Origin of the sequence: Shewanella zhangzhouensis (genome assembly GCF_019457615.1) — a bacterium.
Lineage (GTDB): Bacteria > Pseudomonadota > Gammaproteobacteria > Enterobacterales > Shewanellaceae > Shewanella > Shewanella zhangzhouensis.
Genome location: NZ_CP080414.1, coordinates 1,911,085 through 1,934,836 on the forward strand (window position 1 = coordinate 1,911,085; position 23,752 = coordinate 1,934,836).

At 53.0% G+C, this 23,752-nt stretch carries 19 protein-coding genes and 2 rRNA genes; 12 read left to right on the forward strand and 9 right to left on the reverse strand.

The genetic code is table 11. From position 1 onward, the window contains the following. Positions 1-109: 109 nt before the first annotated feature. From K0H63_RS08210 to corA, 4 genes are all read left to right on the forward strand, one after another. A 23S ribosomal RNA gene (locus K0H63_RS08210) occupies positions 110-3,003 on the forward strand. Between the two features lie 124 nt (positions 3,004-3,127). Then, positions 3,128-3,243 (forward strand): 5S ribosomal RNA (gene rrf / locus K0H63_RS08215). 165 nt (positions 3,244-3,408) lie between these two features. Beyond that, positions 3,409-3,762 carry a hypothetical protein gene (locus tag K0H63_RS08220; RefSeq protein WP_220067517.1) on the forward strand — a complete coding sequence of 118 codons (354 nt, stop codon included), beginning with the start codon at positions 3,409-3,411 and terminating at the stop codon, positions 3,760-3,762. A 104-nt stretch (positions 3,763-3,866) separates the two neighbouring features. Next, the gene (gene corA / locus K0H63_RS08225; RefSeq protein WP_220067518.1) at positions 3,867-4,814 is read left to right on the forward strand and encodes a magnesium/cobalt transporter CorA; all 948 of its coding nucleotides are present in this window, start codon (positions 3,867-3,869) and stop codon (positions 4,812-4,814) included. A gap of 3 nt (positions 4,815-4,817) precedes the next feature. On the opposite strand, the gene K0H63_RS08230 is transcribed toward corA, so the two are convergent. Both K0H63_RS08230 and K0H63_RS08235 read right to left on the reverse strand, forming a co-directional pair. Continuing rightward, a complete protein-coding gene (locus tag K0H63_RS08230) occupies positions 4,818-5,123 on the reverse strand; it encodes a DUF3135 domain-containing protein (RefSeq protein ID WP_220067519.1) in 306 nt (101 codons plus the stop codon). A 122-nt stretch (positions 5,124-5,245) separates the two neighbouring features. Next, the gene (locus tag K0H63_RS08235) at positions 5,246-6,502 is read right to left on the reverse strand and encodes an HD-GYP domain-containing protein (RefSeq protein ID WP_220067520.1); all 1,257 of its coding nucleotides are present in this window, start codon (positions 6,500-6,502) and stop codon (positions 5,246-5,248) included. A 112-nt stretch (positions 6,503-6,614) separates the two neighbouring features. On the opposite strand from K0H63_RS08235, the gene K0H63_RS08240 reads away from it, so the two are divergent. Further along, positions 6,615-7,307 carry a 2OG-Fe(II) oxygenase gene (locus tag K0H63_RS08240; protein WP_220067521.1) on the forward strand — a complete coding sequence of 231 codons (693 nt, stop codon included), beginning with the start codon at positions 6,615-6,617 and terminating at the stop codon, positions 7,305-7,307. 25 nt (positions 7,308-7,332) lie between these two features. On the opposite strand, the gene K0H63_RS08245 is transcribed toward K0H63_RS08240, so the two are convergent. Further along, positions 7,333-8,682, reverse strand: coding sequence for an ATP-binding protein (locus tag K0H63_RS08245; RefSeq protein ID WP_220067522.1), 1,350 nt, complete (start codon positions 8,680-8,682; stop codon positions 7,333-7,335). Positions 8,683-8,684: 2 nt separating this feature from the next. Beyond that, positions 8,685-9,359 carry a response regulator gene (locus K0H63_RS08250; RefSeq protein WP_220067523.1) on the reverse strand — a complete coding sequence of 225 codons (675 nt, stop codon included), beginning with the start codon at positions 9,357-9,359 and terminating at the stop codon, positions 8,685-8,687. A gap of 175 nt (positions 9,360-9,534) precedes the next feature. Between K0H63_RS08250 and K0H63_RS08255 the strand changes: the two genes are divergently transcribed. The 3 genes from K0H63_RS08255 to K0H63_RS08265 are packed head-to-tail and all read left to right on the forward strand — an operon-like array spanning position 9,535 to position 12,562. After that, the gene (locus K0H63_RS08255; RefSeq protein WP_220067524.1) at positions 9,535-10,389 is read left to right on the forward strand and encodes a putative selenate ABC transporter substrate-binding protein; all 855 of its coding nucleotides are present in this window, start codon (positions 9,535-9,537) and stop codon (positions 10,387-10,389) included. Positions 10,390-10,391: 2 nt separating this feature from the next. After that, positions 10,392-11,069, forward strand: a complete 678-nt coding sequence (locus tag K0H63_RS08260) for an ATP-binding cassette domain-containing protein (protein ID WP_220067525.1) — start codon at positions 10,392-10,394, stop codon at positions 11,067-11,069. After that, positions 11,063-12,562, forward strand: a complete 1,500-nt coding sequence (locus tag K0H63_RS08265; RefSeq protein WP_220067526.1) for a PhnE/PtxC family ABC transporter permease — start codon at positions 11,063-11,065, stop codon at positions 12,560-12,562. Before K0H63_RS08260 ends, K0H63_RS08265 begins: the two co-directional genes overlap by 7 nt. Before the next feature lie 217 nt (positions 12,563-12,779). On the opposite strand, the gene K0H63_RS08270 is transcribed toward K0H63_RS08265, so the two are convergent. Then, positions 12,780-13,121, reverse strand: a complete 342-nt coding sequence (locus K0H63_RS08270; protein WP_220067527.1) for a hypothetical protein — start codon at positions 13,119-13,121, stop codon at positions 12,780-12,782. A gap of 112 nt (positions 13,122-13,233) precedes the next feature. Then, positions 13,234-13,932, reverse strand: coding sequence for a hypothetical protein (locus tag K0H63_RS08275; RefSeq protein ID WP_220067528.1), 699 nt, complete (start codon positions 13,930-13,932; stop codon positions 13,234-13,236). 428 nt (positions 13,933-14,360) lie between these two features. Here K0H63_RS08275 and K0H63_RS08280 point away from each other — a divergent pair, with 428 nt between their 5' ends. Next, positions 14,361-15,908, forward strand: a complete 1,548-nt coding sequence (locus K0H63_RS08280; protein WP_220067529.1) for a sensor histidine kinase — start codon at positions 14,361-14,363, stop codon at positions 15,906-15,908. Continuing rightward, a complete protein-coding gene (locus K0H63_RS08285; RefSeq protein WP_220067530.1) occupies positions 15,908-17,242 on the forward strand; it encodes a sigma-54-dependent transcriptional regulator in 1,335 nt (444 codons plus the stop codon). The genes K0H63_RS08280 and K0H63_RS08285 overlap by 1 nt, the downstream gene beginning before the upstream one ends. 179 nt (positions 17,243-17,421) lie before the next feature. Here K0H63_RS08285 and K0H63_RS08290 read toward each other — a convergent pair whose 3' ends face one another. Further along, entirely contained in the window at positions 17,422-18,105 is a 684-nt protein-coding gene (locus K0H63_RS08290; RefSeq protein WP_434086753.1) for a LysE family translocator, read from the reverse strand. A gap of 3 nt (positions 18,106-18,108) precedes the next feature. Further along, a complete protein-coding gene (locus K0H63_RS08295) occupies positions 18,109-18,936 on the reverse strand; it encodes an AraC family transcriptional regulator (RefSeq protein WP_220067531.1) in 828 nt (275 codons plus the stop codon). A gap of 109 nt (positions 18,937-19,045) precedes the next feature. Here K0H63_RS08295 and nadE point away from each other — a divergent pair, with 109 nt between their 5' ends. Next, positions 19,046-19,876 carry an NAD(+) synthase gene (nadE, locus tag K0H63_RS08300; protein WP_220067532.1) on the forward strand — a complete coding sequence of 277 codons (831 nt, stop codon included), beginning with the start codon at positions 19,046-19,048 and terminating at the stop codon, positions 19,874-19,876. Between the two features lie 52 nt (positions 19,877-19,928). Beyond that, positions 19,929-21,407 carry an alpha/beta hydrolase gene (locus K0H63_RS08305; protein ID WP_220067533.1) on the forward strand — a complete coding sequence of 493 codons (1,479 nt, stop codon included), beginning with the start codon at positions 19,929-19,931 and terminating at the stop codon, positions 21,405-21,407. A 132-nt stretch (positions 21,408-21,539) separates the two neighbouring features. On the opposite strand, the gene K0H63_RS08310 is transcribed toward K0H63_RS08305, so the two are convergent. Continuing rightward, on the reverse strand, positions 21,540-23,705 hold the full coding sequence (locus tag K0H63_RS08310; protein ID WP_220067534.1) for a sensor domain-containing diguanylate cyclase: 2,166 nt from the start codon (positions 23,703-23,705) through the stop codon (positions 21,540-21,542). Positions 23,706-23,752: the final 47 nt, after the last annotated feature.

Sequence of the window (23,752 nt, forward strand, 5' to 3'; positions counted from 1 at the left end):
ACTTCAATCAAGTGTTTTGGAAATTCTTCAAGGCGAGTTCAGTAAAATGAACTATCGAAAACCAGCTGGTTGCAATACAGCACGATGAGGAAACTCATCCGGGTTGTATGGTTAAGCGACTAAGCGTATACGGTGGATGCCTTGGCAGTCAGAGGCGATGAAGGACGTAGTAACTTGCGAAAAGCGTTGGTGAGGTAGTAACAACCGTTATAGCCAGCGATGTCCGAATGGGGAAACCCGGCACCATAAGGTGTCATCACTAAGTGAATACATAGCTTAGTGAGGCGAACGAGGGGAACTGAAACATCTAAGTACCCTCAGGAAAAGAAATCAACCGAGATTCCCTCAGTAGCGGCGAGCGAACGGGGATTAGCCCTTAAGTCTTCGGGGTGTTAGTGGAATGGTCTGGAAAGTCCAACGGTACAGGGTGATAGTCCCGTACACGACAACTAACCAAAGATGAAATCGAGTAAGGCGGCACACGTGATATGTTGTCTGAATATGGGGGGACCATCCTCCAAGGCTAAATACTCCTGACTGACCGATAGTGAACCAGTACCGTGAGGGAAAGGCGAAAAGAACCCCTGTGAGGGGAGTGAAATAGAACCTGAAACCGTATACGTACAAGCAGTGGGAGCGGTTCTTGAGACCGTGACTGCGTACCTTTTGTATAATGGGTCAGCGACTTACGTTTTGTAGCGAGGTTAAGCGAATAGCGGAGCCGTAGGGAAACCGAGTGTTAACTGCGCGTTTAGTTGCAAGGCGTAGACCCGAAACCCGGTGATCTAGCCATGGGCAGGTTGAAGGTTGAGTAACATCAACTGGAGGACCGAACCGACTAATGTTGAAAAATTAGCGGATGACTTGTGGCTGGGGGTGAAAGGCCAATCAAACCGGGAGATATCTGGTTCTCCTCGAAAGCTATTTAGGTAGCGCCTCGGACGAACACCTTTGGGGGTAGAGCACTGTTAAGGCTAGGGGGTCATCCCGACTTACCAACCCTTTGCAAACTCCGAATACCAAAGAGTGCTATCCGGGAGACAGACGGCGGGTGCTAACGTCCGTCGTCAAAAGGGAAACAACCCAGACCGTCAGCTAAGGTCCCAAAGTAATTGCTAAGTGGGAAACGATGTGGGAAGGCTTAGACAGCTAGGATGTTGGCTTAGAAGCAGCCATCATTTAAAGAAAGCGTAATAGCTCACTAGTCGAGTCGGCCTGCGCGGAAGATGTAACGGGGCTAAGCAATTCACCGAAGCTACGGGTGTGCACGATAACGTGTACGCGGTAGAGGAGCGTTCTGTAAGCCGTTGAAGGTGAAGGGGTAACCCACACTGGAGGTATCAGAAGTGCGAATGCTGACATGAGTAACGATAAAGGGGGTGAAAAACCCCCTCGCCGAAAGACCAAGGGTTCCTGTCCAACGTTAATCGGGGCAGGGTGAGTCGACCCCTAAGGCGAGGCCGAAAGGCGTAGTCGATGGGAAACGGGTTAATATTCCCGTACTTCTGCTAACTGCGATGGAGAGACGGAGAAGGCTAGGCCAGCACGGCGTTGGTTGTCCGTGTTTAAGGTGGTAGGTAGTGTGCTTAGGCAAATCCGGGCACATATATACCGAGAGCTGATGACGAGTCACTACGGTGACGAAGTGGTTGATGCCATGCTTCCAGGAAAATCTTCTAAGCTTCAGGTTAGCAGGAATCGTACCCCAAACCGACACAGGTGGTCGGGTAGAGAATACCAAGGCGCTTGAGAGAACTCGGCTGAAGGAACTAGGCAAAATGGTACCGTAACTTCGGGAGAAGGTACGCTGCTGTTGGTGACGGGACTTGCTCCCCGAGCTGACGGCAGTCGCAGATACCAGGTGGCTGCAACTGTTTATCAAAAACACAGCACTGTGCAAACTCGCAAGAGGAAGTATACGGTGTGACGCCTGCCCGGTGCCGGAAGGTTAATTGATTGGGTTATCGCAAGAGAAGCTCATGATCGAAGCCCCGGTAAACGGCGGCCGTAACTATAACGGTCCTAAGGTAGCGAAATTCCTTGTCGGGTAAGTTCCGACCTGCACGAATGGCGTAATGATGGCCACGCTGTCTCCAGCCGAGACTCAGTGAAGTTGAAATTGCGGTGAAGATGCCGTATACCCGCGGCTAGACGGAAAGACCCCGTGAACCTTTACTATAGCTTGGCACTGAACATTGACCCTACATGTGTAGGATAGGTGGGAGACTTTGAAGCGGGAACGCCAGTTCTCGTGGAGTCAACCTTGAAATACCACCCTTGTAGTGTTGGTGTTCTAACCTCGGTCCATGAATCTGGACTAGGGACAGTGCCTGGTGGGTAGTTTGACTGGGGCGGTCTCCTCCCAAAGAGTAACGGAGGAGCACGAAGGTTGGCTAAACACGGTCGGACATCGTGTGGTTAGTGTAATGGCACAAGCCAGCTTAACTGCGAGACAGACACGTCGAGCAGGTACGAAAGTAGGTCATAGTGATCCGGTGGTTCTGCATGGAAGGGCCATCGCTCAACGGATAAAAGGTACTCCGGGGATAACAGGCTGATACCGCCCAAGAGTTCATATCGACGGCGGTGTTTGGCACCTCGATGTCGGCTCATCACATCCTGGGGCTGAAGTCGGTCCCAAGGGTATGGCTGTTCGCCATTTAAAGTGGTACGCGAGCTGGGTTCAGAACGTCGTGAGACAGTTCGGTCCCTATCTGCCGTGGGCGTTGGAAGATTGAGGGGGGTTGCTCCTAGTACGAGAGGACCGGAGTGAACGAACCGCTGGTGTTCGGGTTGTCATGCCAATGGCATTGCCCGGTAGCTACGTTCGGAATCGATAACCGCTGAAAGCATCTAAGCGGGAAGCGAGCCCCAAGATGAGTCTTCCCTTGGACCTTGAGTCCACTGAAGAGCCGTCCGAGACCAGGACGTTGATAGGCAGGGTGTGTAAGCGTTGTGAGGCGTTGAGCTAACCTGTACTAATGACTCGTGCGGCTTAACCATACAACCCAGATGGGTTTCAGATGGTGTAGATAGTCTTGAAGAGACCAGACTTGATTGAAGTGATAACTCAAACAGCTTTCTAAATTGCATGTTCTTGCTGAGAAGCGGGGACATAACGAATTTGCTTGGTGACAATAGCGCTCTGGTCCCACCTGATCCCATTCCGAACTCAGTAGTGAAACGGAGCAGCGCCGATGGTAGTGTGGGGTCTCCCCATGTGAGAGTAGGTCATTGCCAAGCGCCTAATAAGTCGAAAAGGCCACCCAATAGGGTGGCCTTTTTGCTTTACAAGTGTTTTTCAGTATCTGGCTGATTTTTGATTTCGCCCCGACTTTATAAGAGTTTCTTAACAGAACTGACCGAATGCTTGGGGTAGACTATGGCCATTGCCGAGAGGAATTTGCCATGTTGCTGAAAATACTGCTGACTCTGGCCGTCATCGTTGCGGCTTATATGAAGTTTCATAAGCGTAAGCCTGTCATGCCCTCGGTCAGTGCCAATAGTTTGTTGGTCCGCTATCTCGCCCTTGGCATTCTGTTTACCACGGTCCTTCTGAGCTCTATGTGGCTCGGTTGGCGCTGGTATGATGGCAATCGCGTGCTGTCTGTAACTATCATTTCGCCTGAGCGGGGTGAAGAACGTATCTTTAAGGTTCGCAAGCGCAACCTGGGCCAGTCGGAACTTGAAACCCTGGATGGCCTTAAAATCAGGCTATCTTCTCAGGAGCGAATAATGATCTCCAGCTCCGACCAGAACTGAATCAATGCCTTAAAGCAGACCATAATGCTTTTCATTCGAAGGTTATCAGGTAAACTAGCCGCGGTTTAACGTTACTCCCCGTGTGAACGGGTAAGGAAGGCTCGATGATCACTGCTTATGTTTATGAAAATCGTCAATTGACTGTTCTTGAACTTGGCATTGAGGACAGCCTTCCTCCATCGACGCTGTGGCTTGACCTTTATAAGCCGGAAGATGAAGAGCGCGAGTGGCTCGCCCGGTTTTCGGTAGAAGAATTACCGGACGAAGAAGACATTAACGAAATCGAGGCATCCGCCCGTTTCTATCAAAACAGCGACGGTTTGCACATCAACTCCCTGTTCCCTCAGCGGGTTGGGCAAGACGTTCGCGCGGTGAACGTTTCCTTCAACTTACGCACCAAATTCCTGCTGACCATCCGTGAAGAAGATGTTGGTCTTATTCGGCTCCTGCGAAACTATCTGCGCCTTGGGCGCCTTGAAGTAGGTACACCTCAGGAATTGTTTATCGAGCTTTTCAATCTCAAGGTGGATTACCTCTCCGACTTGATTGAAGACGTTTACACAGTGCTCGAAAACGTGGGTGAAGAAGTATTTGAGAGCCAGGAGCTGGATGATGTCTTTAAGCTCATCACGATTCAGGAAGACGCCAACGGTAAAATCCGCTTGAGTTTGCTCGATACCCAGCGTTCGCTGAGGTATATGCAGCGTTATTACCGGGGACAACTCTCAGATGACGATATGAAAGACTTGCGGGAGATGCTCTCAGATATCGAGTCTTTGATGCCCCACAGCCAATTTATCTTCGACAAGCTGAACTTTCTGCTGGATGCGGCCATGGGCTTTACCAGTTTGCAGCAGAACAAAATCATCAAGATCTTCTCGGTTGCCGCTGTGGTGTTTCTGCCTCCCACGCTAATTGCATCCAGCTACGGTATGAACTTTACCACCATGCCCGAACTCGAGTGGCAGTATGGTTATCCCATGGCCATCGCCATGATGCTGGCGAGTGCCGCCGGCACCTATTTCTTCTTTAAGCGCAAACGTTGGTTGTAAGCCTCAGGCCTTGAACAGGGGAATAATCTCGGCGCAGGAGCGTTCGAGAAAGTCCGGTTCATTGATGACGCATTGCAGGGTGTGAAGTTTATTTCGCATCATGCCCGTGGCAATAACACATCTGTGGTAGGGGTTGGTGCAGCGGGAGAGTTGACGGTCGAGGTCGTAGATAAGGCATTCAAGCTGTGCTTTATTGGTTTCAGAGCCGTCTATGACTTCCCGGTTGAGCTTATCCCGTAACTCGTCGAGGGCCTGCGGCTCGTTGTCCGCCATCCATCTCAAGGTATCGAAATCGGGTAAGGGTGTCATGGTGCCCCCCTTTTGCATTTGCGGCAAAGGAATACACTTTCACACTAGACAAAGGGGCGGGCAGGGGCAAGACAACTTGCGTATAAATGCGAAAGCCTTGGCTCTCGCAGGTTATAAGCCAATCAACGTTTACTCTCATGACCAAAGAAGTACGTCACGCGCTCCCTTGGATTCAAATAGTTAAAGATTTTTTCGGGCAGGGCCGCCGGTGGTAGGCAGCGCACTATGCTGAGTCCTTCTGCTTCCAGATCGATGATGGGGGCTTGATCTTTGGGCACCAGGGCATCGTAAACCATGATGCGCGGGAACAGCAGCTTGCTGATGTTTACCGCCATCACCATACCAAACTGGCCGCTTGTCAGCTCCACCACAGAGCCTGGCGGGTAGATCCCAAGCATACGAATAAGCTGGCCAACAAAATCATTGTTGAGTTTGCCCTTGTAGTTCTTAAATAAATACCCCAGCGCTGAATAGGGGGTTTTTGCCTTGCTGATATTGTCAGGATGGCACAGGGTATCGTATTCATTTACCACCGCGACTAACTGCGACAGAGGGCAGAGATCGTTGGCCTTAAGGCCTTTGGGGTAGCCACTGCCATCGAGAAACTCGTGATGATTGGTAATAACGGGAAGAGCCGCCTCGGGAAAGGTGTCGGTCAATTTGACAAACTCCACCCCGAAGTTTGGATGCTGTTTGATAAAGTTAATTTCAGGGGTGGTCAAACCCGTATGTTTTTTCAGGATTTGCGCGGGCACCTTGAGTTTACCCACATCATGAAACAGCGCCCCCATCCCTATGGCCTCGATATCCGCTCTGTCCCAGCCAAGCTCCTTGGCCAGCAACATGCAAAGTACAGCCACGTTAAGAGAGTGATAGTAAAAGCCATCATCTTTTTTCGCATCGCCCATCAAATGTAACACCAGGTTCTCATTGGCGAGCAGCTGGCGGGTGATGTCCTGGATGAGTTCTTCGGCTTCCTGGATGGCATTCAGCGGACGGCTTCTGAGCTTATTGATGAGGTTGCGCATTTTAGCCAGGGAGCGGTCAAATTCCTGTTCGGTTTTACCAAGTTCCCGGCGCATTTTCTTCAGTTGTTCAATCTGTTCCTGTTTTTTCTTGTCCAGCTCGTCAATCAGCGGGGCAAGATCCTTTGACGGCGCACTCACGGAGACAGATTGCTCCTGCAGCGGCATCACGTCGCTACGGTCTAAATCGACAAAGACATGCTCTATGCCCAGGCTGCGGATCAATTGAATTTGTGCTTCTTGTTTGACACGGAAACTGTTGAATAAAAAAGGGTGATCCTTCCACGCAACAGGCAGGCGAACAAAATTTCCAACCTGAAGTTGGTTGACGTGAACCTTACAACTTTTACTCATAGTGGGTCTGTGAGAGTCCGGGTGGGGTTAGTCTAGCCCAATGGTAATACTTTACAATTACTTAACTGGCATGTCAGCATAGCAAACCACAAGAAATTACTCTGAGTGTGACATGGATTTTATTGAAGTCTACCCCAATGCGATACCCGGCGAACTGTGTGACCGTTTAATCTCCACCTTGGAGCAACATCCCGGCGTGGTGGATGGTCGTACGGGCAATGGTGTGGATATTGAGAAAAAGCTGAGCCGGGATCTGACCCTGGACTCCTTTGCTGACCTTATTCCCCTTCGCAATGAACTGCTGAGTCATGCCCTGAAGGGCACAGTCGATTATTTTGATAAGTATTCCATGGCATTGATGGGGGCGGTGGCGGTCAAAGTCGCAGACAATCAGGGGCAGCCTGTTACGCTCAATCCTGATAATTACGCCGAGCTTGGACACCCAAGGGCGGATGCGCTGGTGAAGTACCTGTACCGCAGTGGCACCATCAATGTGCAAAAATACCCAAAAGGGAAAGGGGGCTATCCCCATTGGCACTCGGAGCAATTCCCCCAGGCTGGACATAACGAAGCGCTGCACAGGGTGGTGCTTTACATGTTTTACCTCAATGATGTGGAAGAGGGCGGCGAGACAGAGTTTTTCTATCAGGGGCGCAAGCTCAAGCCACAGAAAGGCACCATGGTGATAGCGCCGGCCGGATTTACGCACACCCACAGAGGCAATGTCCCCGTCAGTGGCGATAAATATATCGCCACCTCGTGGGTCATGTTCAACCGCGCCGAGCAGCTCTACGCCGTGGGATAACAGGCTCAGGATTCAAAACCACGGTTTAAAGTGGGATGCGGATCCTGAACATGGCGCCTTCGAGGTTAGACTCTTCAATGGTCAGGGTGCCGTTGTAGCTTTGTACTATCTCGTGACATACCGCAAGTCCGATACCCTGACCAGGGCTATGGGTATCGGCGCGCACACCCCGCTCAAGGATTTTTTGTCGCAGGCTTTCCGCGACGCCCGGGCCGTCATCTTCAACCCTGAGTTCAAATTCGCCCTTGTCGTTAATTTCAGCGCTCACACGTACAGTCGAAATACAGAGGCGGAAGGCGTTTTCCATCAGGTTGCCACACAGCTCCATCAGATCCCCTTTATCTCCCGGGAATTGCAATAGCGGCAGGATCCGGGTCGAAAACTGGACGTCTTTATCGCGATAGATTTTGAACAGCATCTGCGACAGTTGATTGACCAGCGGCAGCAGCTGGGTTTGTTCCTGTTTCAGGCCTTTACGGCCCAGCATGGCCCGTTTCAATTGATATTTCACCAGATGATCCATCTGGCTTACCTGTTCCATCACTTTCTCGCTCACCTCCTGCTGATGCAATGTCCTGTCATCCAAAATGGCATGCACCGCTGCGAGGCGGGTTTTCAGGCTGTGCGCCAGGTCGTTCATCGCATTCTGGTAACGCTCCTGCTGGGCGGAGGATTGCTGCAGCAATTGGTTCAGTGCCTGAGTTACCCCTTCGAGCTCTACCGGATAACCCTCAGATAGCGATTTGGCCTTGCCATCGGCAATGGACTTGAGCTCTTCGCGCATTCGCACCAGCGGGCGCATTCCCCAGTAGGCCGCACTGACCAACAAAATCAGGGCCAGCACCAGCACCAGGGCCAAGCGGATATAGGTACGGCGGCTGAATTTATCGTACTCCTGCTCCAGTTTTTCGGCATCCTTCATCACCAGCAGGTTGTAATGAATTTTGGCGATTTCCACCGACAGCATGTAGATGTAGTAGCCACGATTGTCGGATAGGGTCAGGTAATAGGGAGGGGAGTCGTTTTTGATGTCGGCAAAGCGTTCGCAGGTGTCAAACAGGCCTCTGTCCACGGCCATGGCCGAGGTCCACACCTGCTTGAATCTGTCGTCACAGCTTGCCATCACATAGCGTTCGCCTTTGCGGTTCTCTTCAAGCCAGGCGCTGGTGTCAGGGATGAGATCATGCTCCCGAAGCTCTGCCGCCACCTGAGGGATTTCGGCAATCAGCTGCGCCGTTTCTTCGTTATACGAGTTTTGGGCATGCAGAATGTTCACCATCCATGCCAGGCCAAAACCCACGAGGGTAATAATTGACAAGGATGTCAGATACATCCTTGTCAGCAGGCGGCGTTTGGGTTTTAACTTAAAGCGCATCATCAGCTACAGGGCAGGTTGAATTTATAACCCTGGCCACGAATGGTGACTATGGGATTATCCATGCCATCCCGAGTCAGCTTTTTACGCAGCCGGCTGACCATGACTTCGATGGTGTTCGGATCGCCTTCTTTGTCACCGTATATCACATCAAGTAGTCTTTGCTTGGCCACGACTTCATGACTGTGTCGCATGAGATATTCCAGGATAAGATATTCAAATGCAGTAATTTCAAGCACTTCTGAGTCGAGTGTCACCTGTTTGGCGGCCAGGTCCAGTTCCAGCGAGCCTGAAGTAATGCGTGGCTTAACAAAGCCCGCACTGCGGCGTACCAGGGCATCGAGACGGGCGACCAGCTCTTCTTTCTGGAAGGGTTTGACCAAATAGTCATCGGCCCCGGCGTTGAGGCCCTCGACCTTGTCTTGCCAGTTCACCCGTGCGGTCAGGATCAGGATGGGTGCCTTGAGTTCGGCATCCCGCAAACGGGTGATGAGTGCAATGCCGTCTTGATCCGGTAAACCCAAGTCTATGATGGCAACATCAATCGGGTAATTGGTGGCTTGATAAAAGCCTTCCTGTGCAGTGTTGGCAACCTGCACCTGATTGCCCAGTTCACTCAGTTGAACCTTAAGGTGATGCGACAATAAAGGATCGTCTTCGACAACCAGAATTCTCATGAATAACTCCCGAAGAAATTTGGGTCAGTGTACGCGCTAACGAATTGACTGTAAAAATTTTACCCGATTCTATGACGAATATTCTTAATGAACGCTGACCGGTAACCGCAACTGTTTTGTCTGTGCCTGCAGATACGTTACAATCAGCGCACTTTGACTGCCCGGATAGACGAAAATGAAACTCCTGAGAAAATATTTAGCGCCGCTGCTTATTGTCCTTGCCCCTGCCGCTATGGCAGAAACCTTTACCTTTACTGCTATCCCAGATGAGGATGAAAGCCAGCTGCGTACCCGATTTGAAAAGGTGGCCAATTATCTCGAAACCCAGCTGGGTGTTGAGGTGAAATACGTGCCGGTAAAATCCTACTCAGCAGCGGTTACGGCGTTTCGAAATAATCAGGTTCAACTGGCCTGGTTTGGTGGCTTGTCCGGTGTACAGGCCCGCCGTTTGGTACCGGGCTCTGAGGCTATCGCACAGGGGTATGAAGACCAGTTCTTCAAAAGCTACTTTATTGCCCACCACAGCACCGGCCTTGAGCGCAGTGCAAACTTTCCGGCCATCGGCGGTTACACCTTTACCTTCGGCTCCAAAGACTCAACCTCTGGCCGTTTGATGCCGCAATTCTTCCTTGAGCGTAATTTGGGCAAGCGTCCGGAAGACCTGTTCAAGCGTGTTGGCTTCTCGGGCGATCACAGCCGCACCGTGGCTCAGGTCGAGGCTGGCGTATATCAGGTGGGCGCAGTCAACTACAAGGTGTGGGATTCCATGGTGGAAGCCGGCAAGGTGGACACCAGTAAGGTGAAGGTGGTTTGGGAAAGCCCGGTTTACCCAGACTATCAATGGACCGTACGTGGCGACCTGGACACGCGTTTTGGCGAAGGTTTTAAGGCCAAGGTAACCCAGGCGCTGCTGGAGATGAAAGATCCCGATTTGCTGGCGTCTTTCCCCCGTCAGTCATTCGTCCCAGCCGATAATGAAGACTTCCAACCTGTGGAAGACGTAGCCAAAGCCATTGGTCTGATTGACTGATCATGCTGGTTATTGACCGGCTTTCGCTGGACTACGGCGGCCGGGAGGTCATTAAAGACCTCTCGGTCGTTTTACATTCCGGGCAAAAGGTTGCCATTATCGGTGCCTCCGGCGCCGGTAAATCCACGCTGCTGGCACACATTCACCGTCAGCTGAAAAACAGGGCAGCCCTCTGTGCCCAGTCTCAGGGATTAGTGGATAGCCTGAGCCTGTATCACAACATCTACATGGGCGCTTTGGCCCGCCACAACGGGCTCTATAACCTTGCCAATCTGCTTAGCCCGTTCAAGACCCCTTTGGCTGAGGTGAGCGCGCTGTGCCATACCCTCGAATTGGACATGGCACCATCGACACTGGTGAGCCGCTTATCGGGTGGGCAGCGGCAGCGGGTTGCCATTGGTCGTGCACTCTACCAGCGCCAGCCAATATTTTTGGGCGATGAGCCGGTATCGGCACTCGACCCCGCCATGGCTGACCGAATCATCCAGTACATCATAGGCAGTCACGATGCTGTTGTGATGGTGCTTCACAATCGCCATCAGGCATTAACCCATTTTGACCGTATTCTGGGGCTGAAAGATGGTCAACTGGTGTTGGATTCCCAGGCTTCGGCGTTGACCCTGGCCGACCTCGATGCCTTCTATGGCGAGGGGATGAAAAACGAAGAGGCACAATGCTGAACCTGGCATTTATCGGCCGTTGGCAGCGGTTGACCCTGGGGTTGTGGCTGGTGTGTTTTTGCGCCTTTTTGCTGGCAGACACCGAAGTTATTGCCCTCGAACCCTGGAATGAGCTGGGGCGTATGCTTGCAGGTTTTATGACGCCGGATTTTTTTGTCACTGAGCACTTGATTGATGCGCTTTGGCAAACGGTGAGCTTTGCGCTTCTGGGGATAAGTCTTGGTCTGGTTATCGGGGTGCCATTGTCGCTGGTGTATCACCACCCTCTGGTCGCCGCAGGCTGCGCCTTTATCCGCGCCATTCACGAGATATTCTGGGCGCTGCTGTTTCTGCAACTGTTTGGCCTGTCGCCCGTTACGGGCGTGTTGGCGTTGGCGCTGCCTTACGGCACCACCTTTGCCCGGGTCTTCCACGATATTCTCTGCCGCGCCCCTAAAGACACGGCCGATACCCTGCCCGGTGGAACCGACGTTCTGAGCCGGTGGCTCTATGGCAAGGTTGCCCATGTTTTGCCAGAGCTTCTGGCTTATACCCGCTATCGATTCGAGTGTGCCTTGAGAAGCAGTGCGGTGCTCGGATTCGTGGGTATGCCAACCCTGGGCTTTCATCTGGAAAGTGCCTTTAAACAGGGGAACTACTCCGAAGGCGCCGCGCTTTTGCTGTTGTTTATTTTGCTGATAGGCACACTGTCATATTGGTGTAAGCGATGGCTGCTGCCGTTTTATGTGGTTGCCGCGGTGTATTTTTTACCCCCGGTCGCTGGGCTTGATGGCAGCCTCATCTGGCGTTTTATCAGCGAAGATATCTGGCCCCACGGTTTGCGGCAGTGGCAACTGGGTGACCTGGGGTTAGGGGCTGCACTTGCCGACACCCTGGGCTGGCTTCAAGGTTTAGTCCTGTCTCAGGCTCTGCCCGGTATTATGGCGACGCTGGTGCTGGCATTGGGCGCGCTTGGGATGACGCACTTGCTGGTGTGTTTTTTATTGCCACTGGCATATAAGCCCCTGTCCGGCCGACTTTTGTCTGGCACCAGTACGCTTTCACTGCTGTTGATGCGCTCTATCCCGGAATACATCCTCGCCTTTGTCTTTATGCTGCTGCTTGGCCCTTCGATGTTGCCTGCGATGCTGGCGTTGGCGCTGCACAATGCGGGGCTGATTTTATTTTTGACTGCGAGAAGCGCAAACCGCGTGCCAGTGCGCGACGAAGATAAGGGTGGACTCGATGGCTTTGGTTATCGCGTATTGCCAGCCATTTACCCCGGGATGATGGCCCTGCTGTTTTATCGCTTTGAAGTTATCCTGCGGGAAACAGCCATTCTCGGCATGTTAGGGGTGGCGACCCTTGGTTTTTATATAGACAGTAACTTTTCCGAAATTCGTTTTGCCGGTGCCTTGGTGCTGATGGGAATAACCGCCATGGTGAATGTGTTTGTGGACGCCGCTGCCCGCCGGGCGCTGGGACAGGGGATGCATAAAACCGAGCGATGCTGAGGCTGGCAAAGGGATATGGGATGAAGTGATTAAGGGCATAAGGGAATAAGGGATTAAGGGACTAAGGGATTAAGGGATTAAGGGATTGGGATTAAGTAAAGGGAATGACGCGAAATGAAAATCGTCATTCCCGTTACCGAATTGATACTTACCCTGCTGGTGAACCTTTGTCCCTGCGTAATTGGGTAGAGTCTGACGGTCATTCCGCCGTAAACGGCTAACGATACAAGGTGCGCTGTCGTTTTTTGGCAATCAGTCCCTCAACGCTCCAAGATGCCACACCCACAAACAGCATAACCGTTGACATAATGGCCAGGAGGCGCAGCCAGGGGGCGTCTGCCGCGATACGCAAACTGACATAATCAAAGGTTGCCACACCCCACACCAACACCAGCGCCGCTGCCAGCAACAGTTGCAATGCCCTCAACGCCATTACCCGACCAAAGCAAAGTAGTGGTGCCAGGGCAAAAGCTACTGCAGCCAAATGATTTCCAAAGCGTAAAAAGTGGGCCCCGGTTAATAAACAGGCCAGCACAATCAGTATGATACGCCACCACATGGGGACACCTTAACAAATCAGTATGGATTGTGAGGCAAGCTTAATCCCATCCCCGGAAGGCGTCTTTAAGCTGCATCACATATCCATGATTTAAACTGCTGCTGGTTTACCGCTAGTTTGTGAGCAGTGCCTTAAGCTCGTCTTTTTGGGGCTGACTCAGCTCGGCATCTTCCAGCAAGTCTTTGAGCATCTTGAAGCGCATTGCGCCTTCGTCCACAGAGAAATGGCGCAGCTCCACTGCGTTCTCATCTCCAGCGGCCTGATGCAGCACTATGGTACGGTGACCGTCGCCATCAAGCTCAATCTGCTGCACGCTGGACATGACCAACGCCTCGATTTCTTCCCCCATTTTGGCGATATCGTCACCCATTTCTGTCAATGCGTGGCTGCGTGCTGTCATTTCATGCTCGCGGCTTTTGAGTGCCAGCGTGAGTGTTTTGAGTCGCTCACGCCCTTCATTGTCTATCACCCGGATTTTGCCATCGTTCAGGGATTTCAGCGTTTTGATGATGTCAGCGCGGGTATCGTCATCCAGAGCGGCAAGCTTGTTGTCTATCAGGGCTTCATCCTTGAGTTCATCGCCCTTGAGGGTAAAGCTGGTTTCATCGCCGTCTTTCATGACACTGACAAAAACCTGATCCGGATGGGACTTTTTGATTTCGACTCTGTGGTGCACTACCTCAGGCGCTTTGGCCAGCGCGGCCGTTTCCGGTACGTCGGGAATGCTGCTCGGTGCGGCAATGGCAGTAAAACACAGGGCAGCAGTGACAGCAGCGGCCAGGCTCAGGGGGCGGAGTACAGGTTTGTTCATTGCAAATTTCCTTATGATGCTATCAAGACGAGATTGCCAAAGGGGCTCGAACGGTATGGCTGTGCAGGTTCCCGTTCCGGTTGTGGCCCATTCTTCCCTCACTACGGCGAAAGTTGTGCCAACCTGGATAAAACTCTTAAAATCAAGGGTTTTTGCTGATGCGCCTTCACTCATCGCTGTTTCAGTTCCCCGATATCGGGAGCTGGGTTTACCCATATCGGGAAATCCCATCGACCCGGAGCCGATAGCTGGACGTTACCGGCGTGCTGTATTAACTTATCTCATGATTTCTATAGAAAAATATTTCTTCTCAGTTGAGCGGTAGAGTCGGGAAAAGCTGGCATTGAATTTGAATTTAATTGTGTTTGATAAATTGGGAACCTGGATTCCTGTCATCACAAGGGGCGTATTTGCCCGGGGGTTAGTCAATGTCGATTCGACATTATTTATTTTTACTGTTCGGCGGCCTGATATTGCTGCTTGGACTGAGCCAGTTACTGATTGGTGAGGCCCTGAAACGGCAACTGGAGTCGGACTTGAGTGAGGACTCGGTGGCGCTGTCCCGTCAGTTGGTGGACATAGTCGTTGAGGATCTGGACGAAAACCTGCGGTTCGTCACCAAAGCGCCTGAAGTGGCCGCCATTGCTGAAGTGGCCGCCATTCCTGAGGAAGCCGAGCTTGCGTTGACCATCGAAGACATTCGCCGACACGTGCCCTCCGAGGCACAGCTCATTGAAATGCACCAGCATGAGCTTGAACGGGCCATGGCCGAGGTTGAGGCCATGATGGCAGAGCAGGAAAAAAATGAGGCTGCCGAGCAGCACCGCCAGCAAATACTGGCGTCATTGAGTCGGGAGCTTGAGAAACTGGCCCGCACCCGTGAAAGCCTCGCCAAGGAATATCAGCAGGCACTGCACAAGTCTCTGAGCACCATAGAAATTCGCCCGGCAGTGCAAAATAACGGCAAGGTCACCATCATACGTCAGCTGGATGGCGGCCGGGTAGAGCGCAAAAATATCGAGTTTAATCAAAGTAATGTCTCTGAGGCTCTGACACGTTTCAGAGAGTGGATGTTCGCTCTTATCCTCACCAGCAGTTTGTTTGGGTTGGTGTTTGTGTATTGGCTGAGTCGCCGTGTCAGCGGCCCGCTGAGCGAGCTCGCCACGGGCCATCGTAAGCTCGGTGAGGGGCAGCTTGGCTATCAGGTGACCCCCCGGGGGGTGGATGAAATCAAAACCATGCTCGAAGGTTTTAATGCCATGAGCGAAAAACTCGCGCAGCTCAGTGCCCGTGAGCAGCAAATGGCCAGTCAGCAGCACCTGGTGGAGCTTGGCGAAATCACCCGCGGCATCGCCCACAGTCTGCGTAATCCGCTGCATACGCTGGGACTGCTTGCCGAAAACCAGAGTCACACCGACGATGCGGCGGCAAGAGCCGCGCAGCTCGGGCAAATACAGCAAAAAATTGCGATGATGGACAAGCACATACAATCCTTGCTGACCCTCTCATCCAGCGAAGTGGACCGCAGCCGTGCCATTCCGGTCAATGCGGTGGTGCAGGATATACTGCTTGAGCTGTCGGTGGCCGGACTCAAGCCGCAACTCAACTTGACCGGATTTGACCGGGAGCACTGGCTGCCCGGGATGGAGTCGGAAATTCGCAGTATCCTGCATGCGGTTATCATCAATGCAGTAGAAGCCCAGGCTGACAGCAATACGCCCTGGCTCGGTATTGATGTGGAGGCAGTACAGGGGGAGTTACTCGTCACCGTAACAGACAAGGGGGTCGGCATGGACGAGCACTTGATTGAACGGCTCGGCCAGCCCCATGTCACCACCAAACCCGAGGGCACGGGGATGGGGCTTTACATCGCCAGCCGGTTGCTGGCGAGCCATTATGGCGGCAGCCTGACATTTACCCGTCTCGACGAAGGCGGCAGCCGGGTTGTAGTGCATTTTAAACAGCAGGAGGCTTGATGGCGCTCAGTATTTTGGTAGTGGAAGATGAGCCCGGCCAGCGTGAGCTTATCGTGGGTATGCTCAGGACGGAAGGCTATCGACTGCGTGAGGCCGACTGTGTTGAGGCGGCCATCGTATCCATTAAAGCGGATACCCCGGATCTGGTGTTTTCAGACTGGAAGCTGGGGCAGCTCAGCGGTATGGATTTACTCAACTACGTCAAACGCGAGTTTCCCGACGTCGGCTTTATTATGGCCACCGCTTACGGCACCATCACCCATGCGGTGGATGCCATTCAGGCCGGGGCGGACGATTATCTCACCAAGCCCTATCAGCGCCAGGCTCTGCTGCTGGCCATCTCCAAGGTGGCGCGGTCTCAGGCGCTGAGAAAAGAAAATAAAGCGCTGAGCATGGCCTTATCGGAGCAGCAATCCCTGGTGGGTCTGGTGGGAAAGGCGCCCTGCATGCAAGGGGTGTTTGACCGCATCAGCCGCATCAGCGGCACAGATGCCACTGTGCTTATTGGCGGCGAGAGTGGCACCGGCAAGGAGCTGGCAGCCCGGGCCTTGCATCAACTGTCCCGTCGCGCTCACATGCCGTTTATCGCCATCAACTGTGGTGCTATCCCCGAAAACATTGCCGAAGCCGAGTTGTTTGGAGCGGAGAAGGGGGCCTTTACCGGCGCCACGGCACTGAAGCTTGGCAAGCTGGAGGCGGCCCATGGCGGCACGGTGTTTCTGGATGAAATAGGTGAGCTGCCGCTGCTGCAGCAAACCAAGCTGCTGCGTTTTTTACAGGAAGGTACCATCACCCGGGTGGGGGCCCAAAAAGAGTTGCAGCTCGATGTGAGGGTGATTGCCGCCACCCACAGGGACTTGCGTCTTGAAGTGGCCGAGGGTCGTTTTCGGGAGGATTTATTTTACCGTTTGAACGTGGTGCCTGTGCTGATGCCGCCGCTTCGGGAGCGCCGGGAAGACATAGGCCGTCTGGTGGAGCATTTCCTGAAACTGCATGCCAGTCAGTACGGATTTGACCAACCTAAAATCAGCTCCACCGCCATGCGGTTTTTGCTGGACTATCGCTGGCCGGGGAATGTGCGTGAGCTGTCCAATCGTATCGAGCGCTTTGTGCTGCTCGGCGATGAAGACGAGTTGATGCAGGAAAGCGAGCATTCGTCCAAAGAGCAGGGCCTGCAGCTGCCAGATGAAGGTATCGAGTGGGAAGCCTTTGAGGCCCGCTGTTTGTCTCAGGCCATGGCCCGCTTCGATGGAAACCGCACCAAGGCGGCCAAATGGCTGGGCATGAGTTATAAAGCGTTTTTGTACCGCCTGGAAAAGCACCGTCTGGTGTAGTTCCCGATGAGAATGCGCGAGTCGGGATCGTTTATACCCGTCTCGCGTATCACAGGGCTAAGGAAGGTGCGAACAAGTCCTCACGCAGAGCAAGCTCATGACTTATGCGCACCTCCCCTAGCTTCCTGTTCAAGATGCTTTATTTCCAGCGTTGGAAAAGGATCAGTTGCTTAGCTTTCTTATCCCACATACTCGGTGGCCAACCCGAAAAGTATGGCCACACTCACCATCAAAAAGAGCACACCCGTCACCAGATCAATAATGGGCCCCATGCGCACCAGCGCGCGCTGACTGCTGCCTTTGGTGAGCAGCACGGCGAGCAGTCCAAACCAAGCGAAGGACAGGGTAAACATCAGCAACAGCAACGCCATCCGGGTAGCGCTATTTACCTCGGGGCCCACCATGGCAGAAAACAAGGTCAGGAAAAACACCAAAGCCTTGGGATTCAGTAAGTTGGTGTAGAGGCCCAAACGAAAGCCCTTTGCTGTGCTCAGCATGGAGTCTGGGTTTGGCGGCGCATCCGTTGGTGTTGACTGCGATGACAATGGCAGCTCCCTTCGCAATAAAAACTGTTTTCGCACCGATATCAACGCGCCTATCCCCATATACCCCAGATAAGCGGCGCCCAGCGCCTGCACCGCCCCAAACAGCCAGGGGGTAGTGTGGATAAGCAGGCTAAGGCCTGTGAGACTGGCAAGGGTATGGGCCAAAATGGCCGCAGCAATGCCCAACGCAGTCATCATGGCAACAGCGCGGGTTTGATAGCGAGATACCTTCAGCATGATGGCAAAGTCCGGCCCCGGACTTGCCAGCGCTATGGCATGAATGACGGCGATGCTGCCAAGGAGGGTGAAGTCCAACATCTATTAATTCCTGATAGCGCGGCGATAAGCGCTGGGTGAAGTTAAAAAGGCCATCCGAAAGTGGCGATTAAAGTGGCTCAGATCGCTGAAACCGTGCTGATGGGCGATGTCAGTCAGCGAAGTGCCATTATTTTGCATCAGGCTTTTTTTGGCCCGTTCAAGCCTTAGCCTTAGTTGCCACTGGTGGGGGCTGAGCCCCGTTTGTGCCCTGAAATGGCGCAGCAACCGGTAGCGACCGAGCCCTGTTATTTCGCCAAGAAGCTCAAGAGTCACGGGATCTGGGCTGTCGGCCATCAGCGCTTTGGCCAGGCGAATTTCACGGCTTAATCCGGCATTGGTTGTGCCTGTGTTACTGACTTTTTCAGATGCAGTAGAGTGACCCAGCAGGCGCTGAAAGAAATCCAGCAGCGCGGTTTCTTCAAGCAAGGGATTTTCGCCGTGATAAAGCAGCCGGTGCAGAGACACAAAGGCTTGGTAAAGCGCCATATCCTCGCGTTTAGGCTGGCAAAATCCCCCAAAGGTAACACCCAGCTCTACAGCTATCCTGTCCAAATGCCACTGAGGCAGCGACAATACCAGCACCTCATAGCCCGCGTCAGAAGCGGCAACCCCATCGTGGCACTCATCGGGGCTTAAGGTTGATACATCGCCCCGGCTGAGGGTATGTCCGGTCCCCTTATGATTGAACGCCTGAGCCCCACGGACAACGGCGCCAAAGTGCAGGTCTTCGTGGACATGGCGACCAAAGTCAAAATGTTGATAACAGGCGCGGCTGAGCTCTGCGCCTGCCAGCGACTGACTTTGCCTGAAATCAATAATTTCCTGTTGCATCTGCCACCTGATATGAAACAATTTACCCCAGTTTACGGGGCGGTCCCGGCCGCGCGCTAGAAAAATATTGCAGCGGGTTCGGGCTTTGTTTGCGACAGCGGAGTGAAGTGTGAAAGGACAAATTTTGCGTGAAATGCGGGTACTCAAAGCCATTACGCCAGACTTTGAAGTGCAGCGCCGGGTAGCGTTTATCAAGGCCAAGCTGCGTGAAGCCCACAGCAAAACCCTGGTACTGGGGATTAGCGGCGGGGTGGACTCTTCAGTAGCCGGACGCTTGTGCCAACTGGCAGTCAATGAGCTCAACCAGGAAACCGACAGCCAACAATACCGTTTTATCGCGGTCCGTTTGCCGTATCTGGTGCAAAAAGACGAGCACGAAGCGCAAATGGCCTGTGAATTTATTCAGCCAAGCAAGCTGGTGACTGTAAACGTGGGCAGTGGCAGCGATGGCATACACACTGAAACCCTGACCGGGTTTAAAGCTGCAGGTCTTGAACTGCCTGAAACCAGCAAGGTGGATTTTGTCAAAGGCAACGTGAAAGCCAGAATGCGCATGATTGCCCAGTACGAAATCGCCGGTCTCACCGGTGGGTTGGTGGTGGGAACCGACCACAGTGCCGAAAATATTACCGGTTTTTATACCAAGTGGGGCGATGGAGCCTGCGATCTGGCACCACTTTTTGGCCTCAACAAGCGCCAGGTAAGGCAGATAGCGAGTCATCTGGGAGCCCCGGAAGTGCTGGTGATCAAGGCCCCAACGGCTGATCTTGAATGCCATCGCCCGGGTCTGGAAGACGAAGTAGCACTGGGACTGACCTACGACCAGATTGATGACTTTCTCGAAGGTAAAGAGGTGCCCAAGTCGGTTGAAGACAAGCTGGTGGGTATTTACAAAGCGACCCAGCACAAGCGTCAGCCCATACCTACTATCTACGATTGAAAAAAAGCCGGCTTTTGCCGGCTTTTTTTATCTGGCATAAGGACATCCACCCATGAAAACCCTGCTGCTGAGTACGTCAAAACACCTGTTAATTGCCGTGGTGTACGGCACCTTGGGCGTGTGTATTACGGCATTGGGATTTGGCGTGTGGTTTCTGAATAGCCGTCCTGACTTGGATATTTGGCATACCACAGACTTGCAGCATCGTTTTATCCGTCAGTCTGAGGTAAGGGATTTTGCCGGGTATCTGGCTCTGGAGGAAGCGCTCAAGCAGGAAATCCAGACGCGTATCTATGCCAAAACCGCAGGTCTGGACTCGCCGGTGAACCGTTATGTAAAGGGGAGTTTATCGGCGCCCAGCCATTGGTCGCAGGATTGGAACTGGAGCTACGAGTGGCCCAATGCCGCCGCCGATTATGGGGTGTTATTGCTCCATGGCATGTCTGACTCGCCCTATGCCTTATCAAATCTGGCAAAGGATCTTAAGGGGAACGCCCATGTATTGGGCCTGCGATTGCCGGGGCATGGGACCTTGCCTTCAGGGCTGGTACGACTCCAGTGGCAGGACATGAGTGCGGCGGTTGCACTGGCGATACGCCACCTTAAATCCGGACTCGGTGAACGACCACTGTATATCGTGGGTTTTTCAACCGGCGCAGCGTTGGCGTTGCACCATGAGCTTGAGCGTATTGGGGCTGGCGAGACACCAGATAGTCAGGCCATGGTCTTTTTGTCGCCTGCCATCGGGCTTGCGCCGGTTGCGCGCGGCGCATATTGGCAGGCGCGTCTGGGTGAGTGGCTTGGGCTGGAGAAGCTTGCCTGGAATGCCCTGGGAAGCGAATACGACCCCTTTAAGTACGTGTCGTTTGCGGTAAATGCAGGGGATATGGTGTATCAGTTGGCGGAGGAGAATCAGCGGCAATTGCAATCCTTAACCCCAGGTCAAAAGGCGTTGCTGCCAACGTTACTGACCTTCCAATCCATGGCTGATGATACGGTGTCCAGTCGCGCGGTAGTCGAGTCCTTATATCTGAATTTGAATGAGTCCAGGCATCAGTTGGTGCTATATGATGTTAACCGTAGCCCAATTAATCAACGGCTTACTCAGAGGGACCCGAGACTTGAGCTTGAGCCGCTATACCGCTCACCCCAAATGAAGGCCAGAGTCGGTGTGGTTCAAAACCGAACGCTGGACGATGGCAGTCACCCGCATGCAGTCGAGTTTACCCCTGTGGCGCCCCGAGGGGAGGCGATAATCTTGGCGCAGAGTTGGCCGATGAATGTCTATTCCCTATCCCATGTGGCGCTGCCATTTTCACAATCCGACAGCCTTTATGGTCAGGGTGTCGCACCGCACAAGGACAGGATCCAGATTGGTGCGGCAGCATCACGGGGGGAGCGCGGTATCTTTGCTGTCAGTGCCGATGAGATGCTGCGCCAGAAGTGGAACCCGTTTTATGAATTTCAGCTCTCGGTAATCAAGGACTTATTTGATACACAGCACGCAAAGGAAGTAGAGCCGACGCCGTAGCTTTGACTGCTGACAAAAGACGCCGTCACTGGGGTAATACGTGAACGATGGCGTATAAAAAGGCCTCGGCGTGATGCGTTGTGAGCTGTGGGTTATCAGCAGAACCAAGGATTATCTCCTGCAGAACATGACCTATGGTGTGGGAACGCCGTCACTGATTAAGGTGCAGACCACCCGATTGCGGCCCTCGGCTTTGGCCTGATAGAGATTGTCATCGGCGACCTTGAGCCAGGCTTCCAGAGAGTCAGAGAAGTTGGCATTGGCCACCATGGCACCGATTGAAACAGACAGGTTAATCGGCTCATCGCCGGAGGGATGATTCACAGGATGCCTTGCCAGATCCTCGCGAAGCTGGTTGAGGTGATGCTCAATTTTCAGTGCATTGGTCATCGGCAGGATAAGTAAAAATTCTTCCCCGCCATAACGGGCAACCAGATCAGAATCCCGCTTGAAGTGTTGTGTGAGCAGAATAGCCACCTGACGCAGACACTCATCCCCGGCCAAATGCCCGTGGGTATCGTTGATGGCTTTAAAAAAGTCGAGATCCAGGATAACCACAGCGATGGCTTCACCGCTGCGTTCACACATGGCCTGCAAAGGCGCAAATTCTGCGGTTGCATGGCGCCTGTTATATAAACCCGTGAGGGGGTCGCGCTGTGCCAGCGCCTGCAGCTTCTGATTGGCTGTTTCAAGCTCGAGGGTGCGGATGGCAACCTTTTCTTCAAGCTCCAACTGATAGCTCAGCAATTGCCGCTGACTCGCTTTCAGGCTCTGATAGAGCGCCTGTACTTCGGCCGGTGCATCGGCGGGCAGGGGCTTGGGTTGCTCACCGGGACTCTTGAATTCATGGGCGATGGTTTCGAGTGAGCCTGTCATCATCCGGCTTATCAAACGGGCCAGATAGAAGCAGAACCCCATGCTGAGAATCAGCAGTATACAGGTGCGTAAAAACTGCGTTTCGGCCAGTTGCATCAGTGGTGCGAAGGGCGTTAAGACCATGAGACGCCAACCATTCGCCAGTGGCTCTTCAGCGTATATATACTCGGGGTTGGGATTGTGTAAATCGTGCAGGTTAATCAGCTGCAAACTGGTGCGATACTCAAGGCCACTCTCTGCTGATGCGAACTCGCTGAGTGAGGCGATATTCAGCGGCGCCGAGGCGTAAATCACCCGATTGTTGTCATCGGTCAGCAGCAAATATTGCTCGGAATGATGCCGATTTTGCCTGTCGATTAGCACAAAACGCTTTAAATCCAGCGAGCCTTCCAGGATACCGGCGGGATGACTCGAACGGCCTGGGCTGTATATCGGGGCGCTGACAGCGACTATGGGGTCACTGCCAAAACCTCTTCCCAGGAATACCGGCGAGATAAAGGGCGTCTGATTATAAAAGGCTTCTTTAAAGTAGTGGCGGTCGATAACGCTGTAAGCCCCGTTTTTAATCGCATCATCCATCATGCGCGCCGCAGGGCTCGCGGCCACTATGTTGCCTCGGTCATTGGCAATCAACATGGTTAAAAAGGCGGGGTAGCCATGGTTGAACTGAGTGAGCCAATCCTGCCTCTCAAAGTCATCTCCCATCATCGACAGCCATTCAGCACCCTGAATGATGGCCCTTTGATGTTCGCGCAGGTAATCAAAGGTTAATTGCGACAAATGTACGGCATTGTCCTGCAGATTCTTTTTAATAAGCAGCTGCTGGCGGTCAATAAAAAACTGGTTGAACAGTAAGGCCGCAATCAGCAGTGCCAGCGAGATAAACAGCGTAAAGCTGTAGGTCAGCTTATCACTGAAGCGTTCCGGCGCGTTCCTGTAACCGGGATTGATTTGTGCCAGTTTAGGCATCATCAGAAGCAGGACGGCCCCCAGACCTATGTAAAACAGACCATTAATAGCTTGTTTAAAGGCGATAAAGGGCAGGTGACTTACGGGCAGGGAAGTTAAGGTCAGGCCGTAAAGGTAGAACAGGGGAGTTCCAATCAGCAGCCAGAACCCCACACCGGCATAGAGGGAGTAAATGCCGCGTCTCCTGGCAAGCGCCAACACCAGGGCCTCGAGTGGGAAAAGGACAAATACATGCTTGGTATCCCAAGTCAAAAAGAGGCCGGCAGCGCAAACCAGAGCCACGGCAACGGCGTAGCGGGGACCCAATATAACGGCGGCAATCACATAGGCAGCATTACCCAAAATCAACTGCACGTTGGCAAACAGTGGCAGCGGATACAGGTTCAGTAAAAAGCCAAAAATCGCCAGTATGATGGCAGTGCGTGGCGGCGATGCAGCAAAAAAAGACCGCAAGAATGCTCCCCTAAAAGATCAACCCGGTTTCTGCTATTCACTGTAGA